The sequence below is a fragment of the Segeticoccus rhizosphaerae genome (genome assembly GCF_009192725.1).
Taxonomy (GTDB): Bacteria; Actinomycetota; Actinomycetes; order Actinomycetales; family Dermatophilaceae; genus Segeticoccus; species Segeticoccus rhizosphaerae.
In genome coordinates, this window is record NZ_VOHR01000204.1 from 1 (window position 1) to 7,023 (window position 7,023).

Sequence of the window (7,023 nt, forward strand, 5' to 3'; positions counted from 1 at the left end):
CGACCGCGGCCGAGGGGCTGACGTCCTGCCAGGTCGCACCGCCGTCGGTTGTCCGCAGCACGGTGCCGGCCTCGCCGCTGACCCACGCGGTCCGCCGGTCCACCGCCGCCAGGCCGCGGAACTCCTCGGTGCTGCCGGTCGGTGTGATCCGCCAGTCGTAGCCGGTGTGGTGGGCGGCCGGCGCGTGCGTGGGGCCGTGCGCTGCGGATGCGGTGTCCGACGGCGGGGAGGCCTGGGCCGGCAGCGAGGCCGCCGTCAGCACGCCTCCCGTCAGGGCCGCGCTGGCGAGAGTGACAAGGGCGCGTCGGGTCAGCATCCTGCGAGGTTAGCCCTGTCGCGGCGGGTGGAGAAGGCTCCGGACCGGCCGTTCTGCACAACTGGTGTGCGCGCTGTCCCACCGTCCCCAGAGGCTCCGCGCGGTCTGGCTGCACTGGTCGCCGGTCGGCAGGGTCGTGGTCGGAGGTGGTCGTGGTGACCAGAGCTACAGGGGTCGGTATGCCGCACGCAGTCGCCCAGGCGGTCGGCGCGTACGGCGAGCGGGTGGCGGCGCGCCACCTGGCCGACCAGGGGCTGCAGGTGCTGGAGCGCAACTGGCGCTGCGACCAGGGCGAGATCGACCTCGTGGCCCTGGACGGTGAGTGCCTCGTCGTGTGCGAGGTGAAGACGCGCCGGTCGGTCGCCTACGGCACCCCGGTGGAGGCGGTGACGCCGCGCAAGGCGGCTCGCCTGCGGCGTCTGGCCGCGTGCTGGTTGCAGGCCCACGACCGGACGGTCGAGGACGTGCGGATCGACGTGGTGGGCGTGCTGCGACCACGCCACGGACCGGCGCAGGTCGAGCACCTCGTGGCGGTCGGCTGATGGCGCTCGGACGGACCAGGGCGGTGGCACTGCTCGGGGTGGAGGGGGCGCTCGTCGATGTCGAGGCCGACGTCGCCCAGGGCCTGCCGCACTTCGCAGTGAGCGGGCTGCCGGACGCGGCCTGCAAGCAGTCCCCGGACCGGATCAAGGCGGCCGCCTCCAATTCCGGTGTGCCGATCCCCGCCCGCAGGCTCACCGTCAACCTCTCGCCGGCGTCCCTGCCCAAGGCGGGGTCGGGCTTCGACCTGGCCATCGCCGTAGCGGTCCTGGCGGCGACGCGGCAGCTGCCCGGAGATCTGGTGGACGGCATCGTCCACCTCGGCGAGCTCAGCCTGGACGGCTCGGTGCGGCCGGTGCCCGGGGTGCTGCCGGCCGTGCTGGCCGCAGTGGAGGCCGGGATCCGGCGGGTCGTGGTGCCCCGGGCCAACGTCGCCGAGGCGCGCTTGGTGCCCGGCATCGAGGTCCACGGGGTGGAGCACCTGGCGGCCCTGGTCAGCCGCTACCAGGCCCTCGCCGAAGGCGTCGAGCCGCCGGAGGAGGAGGTCCCCGAACCCGAGGGCGCCACCGCCCTGGCCGTGCCGGACCTGGCCGACGTCGTGGGGCAGGACGAGGCCCGGCTCGCGCTGGAGATCGCGGCTGCCGGCCGGCACAACCTGTGCATGGTGGGCCCGCCGGGAGCGGGCAAGACCATGCTGGCCGAACGGCTGCCCGGGTTGCTCCCGCCCCTGGAGCGACAACAGGCGCTCGAGGTCACGGTGATCCACTCGGTGCTCGGAGTGCTGTCGACCTCGACCGGTTTGATCACGCGGCCACCCTTCGTGGCACCGCACCACGGGGCGTCCATGGCAGCCATCATCGGCGGTGGCTCCGGCCGGATCCGACCCGGAGCGGTCTCGCGCGCGCACCACGGCGTCCTCTTCCTCGACGAGGCCCCCGAGTTTCGCCGCGACGTGCTCGACGCCCTCCGTCAGCCGGTCGAGTCCGGCCGCGTGGTCGTGGCCCGTGCGGAACGGGTGGTGGCCTATCCCGCCCGGTTCCAGCTGGTGCTCGCGGCCAACCCGTGCCCGTGCGGACGGGGCTTCGGCAAGGGGGTGGAGTGCTCGTGCTCGCCCCTGGCACTGCGCCACTACCTCGGCAAGCTGTCCGGGCCCCTGATGGACCGGGTGGACCTCCGGTTGCCGGTGCGGGCGGTGTCCCGGGCGGCCCTGTCACGCGGAGGTGGTGAGTCGACGGCCGCGGTCGCGGAGCGGGTGGCCTGTGCCCGAGAGCTCCAGCGGGAGCGGTATGCCGGGAGCGCCTGGTCGGTCAACAGCGCCGTGCCCGGTCCGGTGCTCCGCCAGGGTGACCTGCGGCTACCGTCCGACGCCACCGCGGACCTCGACCGGGCCATCGAGCTCGGGGGCCTGACACTCAGGGGTTACGACCGGGTGCTGCGCACCGCCTGGACCGTCCGCGACCTCGCGGGCGGGGGCCGACCGACCCGTGCGGACATCGGGATGGCCTTCACTCTGCGGGCCCTGTCCCCGGCGGCAGCATGAGCGGCGACGACAGCGTGAGGACACGAGCGGAGCGAGGCCCGGAGCGCCGAGGAGCGCGAGAGTCGGGCATGAGCGGCGACGACAGCGTGAGGACACGAGCGGAGCGAGGACCGGAGCGCCGAGGAGCGCGTAGATCAGGCATAAGGAAGCACAGTTCCCTGCTCGAGCAGGAGCGGTGGGCACGGGCGGCGTGGAGCCGGATCGCCGAGCCCGAGGACCTGGTGGCCGCCGACCTGATCGCGCGGCACGGCGCCGTGGAGGCGATCCGTCGGATCGGCAGGGTCGACGAGCCGAAGACCGAGCGCTTCCGAACACGGCTCGAGCTGCTCGACATCGAACGCGACCTGGAGATCGGTGACCGGTTCGGGGCCCGGGTGATCTGTCCCGGAGACGACGAGTGGCCGACCGGGCTCGACGACCTCAGCCACCCGCCGTACTGCCTGTGGGTCCGCGGGCCGGCCGACCTCGGCCTGGTGTGTCGGCGCAGTGCTGCTGTCGTCGGAGCGCGCAGCGCCACGGCCTACGGGGAGGCGGTGGCCGCCGACCTCGCGGCAGGGCTCGGGCAGCGCCGGTTCGCCATCGTCTCCGGTGCCGCTTTCGGCATCGACGCGGCGGCGCACCGCGGAGCCCTGGCCGCCGAGGCGACGACGGTGGCCGTGCTCGCCAGCGGCGTCGAGCGTCCCTACCCCGCGGCGCACGCAGCGTTGATCTCGCGGATCGCCGAGACCGGTGCGGTCGTCAGTGAGGTCGCACCCGGCTCCGCACCCACGAAGTGGCGCTTCCTGCAGCGCAACCGGCTGATTGCCACGATGAGCCGCGGCACCGTCGTCGTGGAGGCCGGGCTCCGCTCCGGTTCGCTCAACACGGCTCGTTCGGCCGACAAGCACAGCCGAGTCGTGGCCGCCGTGCCGGGACCGGTCACGTCGATGATGTCGTCCGGGTGCCACCAGGCGATCCGCGACGGGCTGGCCGTGCTGGTCACCGATGCCGCCGAGGCCGCCGAGGTGTTCGGTGAGCTGGGGACCGACAGCATCGCCCACCGCAGCGGGCCGACCCAGCCCGACGACGATCTCGACCCCCTCCCACACCTGGTGCTGAACTCCCTGCCGATACGCCGCAGCCTCGACCTCACGTCGCTCGGCAACACGTCCGGTCGGTCCGTCGCCGAGGTGACCGGTGCTCTCGGTGTGCTGGAGCTGCGGGGGCTGGTCCAACGCGACGGCGATCGCTGGCGACGCAGACGTTGACGAGGGAGCCGGCAGGATCCGTCGGCCACGAGCGCGGTTGCGGCCACGGTTCCCTGACGTGCCTGTCAGCGCTCCAGGTGTCCGGGTCTCTGACGTCCCGGATCAGCTGTCCAGGTGTCGAGCCCGCACGAAGCAGAAGAGTCCGTAGCACACGATGCCGGCCGCGATGAGCGCCAGGAGCACCGGGCCGAACGGTTGCTTCAGCACGGTGAGCAGCGCCTGGTCGAGACCACCCGACTTCTTCGCCTCATGGGTGACGGCCGCATAGCCGAACAGACCGGCGACGACCAGAAGGGCCACGCCCTTGGCGCAGTAGCCGATTCGGCCGAACCATCGATAGACCGTGCCGGTGCTGCCCCGGCGTCCTGCACCGTCGAGGTGCTCGACGAACCGGTCCTGGACTCCGTAGACGATCAGGCCCACGCCGATCGCCGCGATGGCCAGTGCGACCAGGCCGACGATCAGCTGGCCTGCGGGCAGGTCCATGAGCCGTGCAGTGGCGCTGTCCGTACCACCTCCCGACGAGCCCGAGCCGAGCGCCACCTGATAGGCCGAGGCGGCGATGGCGCCGTAGACGATGGCCTTGCCCACGCTCGCGAGGCGATGCAGAACGCGGCCAGCTCCGTCCTTCTCGCGGTGTCCCACCGCTGCTTCCACCAGCTGCCAGATGACCAGCAGGGTCATGCCGATCGCCACGGCCCACACCAACGCGGTGCCCCAGGGCTGCTGGGCCAGTTCGTGCACGGCCCCCTTGCTGGACGCGCTGTCCTTGCGGTGGCCGAACGCCAGCTGCAGCGCGAGCCACCCGAGCACCAGGTGCACGACACCGAAGGTGACCAGTCCCACGCGCGCGGCGAGGTCGATCCCATCGCTGTCGCGGACCTCATCGCCCGCGTCCTCGACCCTCGCCGTCACGTCGCTCATGGTCGGACAGCCTATGGCCGGAGGAGGTGCCGGCAGTGCAGACGACACAGAACGGTGACCACTCCCGGACGACACGCCACGGGGCCGCGGCTCGATGCTTGCCAAGGTGATCGTTCCTTGCGAGCGTGGGAAGGTGCCAGCGCCCACGAGCGACGACCACACCGGGCCGGAGAACAGGCTGCGGCACCTGGTGGACGACTTCGCGCGGCACCTCTTGTCCGAGCGCGGGCTGTCCGCCCACACCGTCCGGGCCTATCAGGGTGACGTCAGCGCCCTGCTCGACTACGCCGCTGACAGCGGCGTGACGAAAGTGGCCGAGCTGCGGTTGGCCGACTTGCGCTCGTGGCTCGCGCAAATGGCCGAGGCGGGTGCGGCACGCTCGACCATCGCACGCCGGGCAGCCGCCGCACGCGCCTTCCTGAGGTGGGCGACCCGCACCGGGCTCACCGAGACCGACCCCTCCCTGCGACTCGCCGCACCCAAGCGGGTCAAGAGCCTGCCCGGAGTCCTTCGCCAAGACGAGGCGGTCGGTCTGCTCGACCTCGCGGCGGTGGCTGCTGACGACGGCGATCCGGTCCGACAGCGCGACCGCGCGATCCTCGAGCTGCTCTATGCCAGCGGGATCCGGGTGGGTGAGTTGACCGGGCTCGACGTCGATGACGCCGACCTGTCCGCCAACGTCGTCCGGGTCCTCGGCAAGGGCGCGAAGGAGCGCACCGTGCCGTTCGGGGCCCCCGCGGCGCGCGCGCTGCAGACCTGGCTCCAACAGGGGCGTCCCCGGCTGGTCACGACGCAGAGCGGACCGGCGCTGTTCCTCGGGCGACGTGGCCGACGAGTCGACCCGCGGGCGGTCCGAACCGCGGTGCACGCCCTGCTCGCCCACCTGCCGGAGGCGCCTGACCTCGGGCCTCACGGGCTGCGGCACAGTGCCGCCACCCACCTGCTGGAGGGTGGCGCCGACCTGCGGATGGTGCAGGAGCTGTTGGGCCACTCGAGCCTCGCGACGACCCAGATCTACACTCACGTGTCAGTCGAGCGACTCCGGCGCTCCTACGAACAAGCTCATCCCCGGGCATGACGTCCGACGTGGTGGCTCCTCGCAGCCGGAGGCGTGGACGTTCACTCCCGGCCACGCGCACCATGGGACAGCAGGAGAAAGGCAGTCAGGGCACGTGACACGGGCTCCAGATCCCCAGCCGGTCCGGCCGGCTCCGCAGGGTCGACGACCGCTGAGTCGTCGGGTGCGGCTGCGGCGCACCATCGCCGGTGCTCTGGCGCTGTGCCTGGTCGTCGCGGGAGTGGTGGCGTTCGCCCGCCCAGGCGACAACCACCTCGTGGGTGTGCTCGACGCGATGACGTATCCCTCGGTCGCACCGGGAAGCACCAAGGCGTCCGGAGCCGACCCCGCAAACCCCGCCCGAGGTGTGGCGGCGCCGAAGGGACGACAGGCGAAGGCGAAGGCGCCTGTGCCGGAGCGCCCTTCGGGCCACCTCAAGGCGGTGCCGGTGCCGAGGAAGGACTCGACCCGGCCCGGCCGCACCGTCACCTACTCCCTGGAGATCGAGCAGGGGCTGGGTGCCGACGCCCGTGCCGTGGCTCGCACCGTCCAGTCGGTGCTCACAGACCGCAGGGGTTGGGAGACCGAGGACCACGTCCGCTTCGTGCACGTCAGCCCCCGACGGCAGGCCGCGGGCGCCGACGTCGACATCCGGATCACCCTGGCCAGCCCCGCCTTGACCGACAGGCTCTGCGCGCCGCTGCGGACGATGTCGAAGCTGGACTGCTACCAGCGGGGACGTGCGGTGCTCAACTACCGCAACTGGGAGCACGGCATACCGGCCTATGACGGCGACCTGGCGGGCTACCGTGCCTACCTGATCAACCATGAGGTGGGACACGGCCTCGGTTACGGGCACGCGCGGTGCCACACCAAGGGCACACCGGCGCAGGTCATGATCCAGCAGACGATCAGCCTGCAGGGTTGCACACCCTGGCCCTGGCCGACCCGTCCCAGGTCCTGAGGCCCACAGCGGTGAGGGCCACCGCGGCGACCCAGCTCACCGCCAGGGCAGCAGCACCGGCCGCACCAGGCCCAGCAGGGTGAGCGGATCGCGGTAGTCGCGGGAGCCCGCCAGCGCACCCCAGTGCAGGCACGTCCGCGGGGGGCAGTGGCTGCTGCGGGAGCCGAGGGTGCCGATCTGACCACCACGCCGCACCTGCGTGCCACGAGGCACACGGTCTCCGACCGGCTCGTATGTCGTGCGCCACCCGCTCGCATGCCGCACCGTCACCACGCCTCGCCCCGCGACGACGCCGCTCCACGACACCACTCCGTCACCGGCGGCGAGCACCGGCTGGCCCTTCGTCCCGAGCAGGTCGACGCCGCGGTGACCGGCGGCCCAGGGTTCGGGGGGCGGCTCGAAGTGCCGAACCACGCTCGGCGCCGGGTCGAGCGG

At 72.6% G+C, this 7,023-nt stretch carries 7 protein-coding genes and 1 pseudogene; 5 read left to right on the top strand and 3 right to left on the bottom strand.

What is annotated here, in order from left to right; all coding sequences use genetic code 11:
• Window positions 1–316, bottom strand: a pseudogene (locus tag FRW57_RS24080) (hypothetical protein); the annotation flags it as partial.
• A 179-nt stretch (window positions 317–495) separates the two neighbouring features.
• On the opposite strand from FRW57_RS24080, the gene FRW57_RS14820 reads away from it, so the two are divergent.
• The 3 genes from FRW57_RS14820 to dprA all read left to right on the top strand — a co-directional run bounded on the left by FRW57_RS14820 (window position 496) and on the right by dprA (window position 3,643).
• Window positions 496–858: a YraN family protein gene (locus tag FRW57_RS14820; protein ID WP_137121875.1), complete on the top strand. Its 363-nt coding sequence runs from the start codon at window positions 496–498 to the stop codon at window positions 856–858.
• A complete protein-coding gene (locus tag FRW57_RS14825) occupies window positions 858–2,396 on the top strand; it encodes a YifB family Mg chelatase-like AAA ATPase (RefSeq protein WP_137121847.1) in 1,539 nt (512 codons plus the stop codon). Before FRW57_RS14820 ends, FRW57_RS14825 begins: the two co-directional genes overlap by 1 nt.
• 68 nt (window positions 2,397–2,464) lie before the next feature.
• Window positions 2,465–3,643, top strand: coding sequence for a DNA-processing protein DprA (dprA, locus tag FRW57_RS14830; protein WP_152186352.1), 1,179 nt, complete (start codon window positions 2,465–2,467; stop codon window positions 3,641–3,643).
• Window positions 3,644–3,745: 102 nt separating this feature from the next.
• Here dprA and FRW57_RS14835 read toward each other — a convergent pair whose 3' ends face one another.
• Window positions 3,746–4,567, bottom strand: coding sequence for a DUF1206 domain-containing protein (locus FRW57_RS14835; RefSeq protein WP_137121849.1), 822 nt, complete (start codon window positions 4,565–4,567; stop codon window positions 3,746–3,748).
• Window positions 4,568–4,700: 133 nt separating this feature from the next.
• On the opposite strand from FRW57_RS14835, the gene FRW57_RS14840 reads away from it, so the two are divergent.
• Both FRW57_RS14840 and FRW57_RS14845 read left to right on the top strand, forming a co-directional pair.
• Window positions 4,701–5,645, top strand: coding sequence for a tyrosine recombinase XerC (locus tag FRW57_RS14840; protein ID WP_238384702.1), 945 nt, complete (start codon window positions 4,701–4,703; stop codon window positions 5,643–5,645).
• A 163-nt stretch (window positions 5,646–5,808) separates the two neighbouring features.
• Entirely contained in the window at window positions 5,809–6,588 is a 780-nt protein-coding gene (locus tag FRW57_RS14845; RefSeq protein ID WP_152186353.1) for a DUF3152 domain-containing protein, read from the top strand.
• A gap of 36 nt (window positions 6,589–6,624) precedes the next feature.
• On the opposite strand, the gene FRW57_RS14850 is transcribed toward FRW57_RS14845, so the two are convergent.
• On the bottom strand, window positions 6,625–7,023 hold a 399-nt coding region (locus tag FRW57_RS14850; protein WP_152186354.1), incomplete at its 5' end, for a M23 family metallopeptidase.

Excerpts from the sequence above, each read along its gene's own strand:
- FRW57_RS14820 (WP_137121875.1), top strand. The coding sequence starts at position 496 with ATGCCGCACGCAGTCGCCCAGGCGGTCGGCGCGTACGGCGAGCGGGTG.
- FRW57_RS14825 (WP_137121847.1), top strand. The coding sequence starts at position 858 with ATGGCGCTCGGACGGACCAGGGCGGTGGCACTGCTCGGGGTGGAGGGG.
- dprA (WP_152186352.1), top strand. The coding sequence starts at position 2,465 with ATGAGCGGCGACGACAGCGTGAGGACACGAGCGGAGCGAGGACCGGAG.
- FRW57_RS14835 (WP_137121849.1), bottom strand. The coding sequence starts at position 4,567 with ATGAGCGACGTGACGGCGAGGGTCGAGGACGCGGGCGATGAGGTCCGC.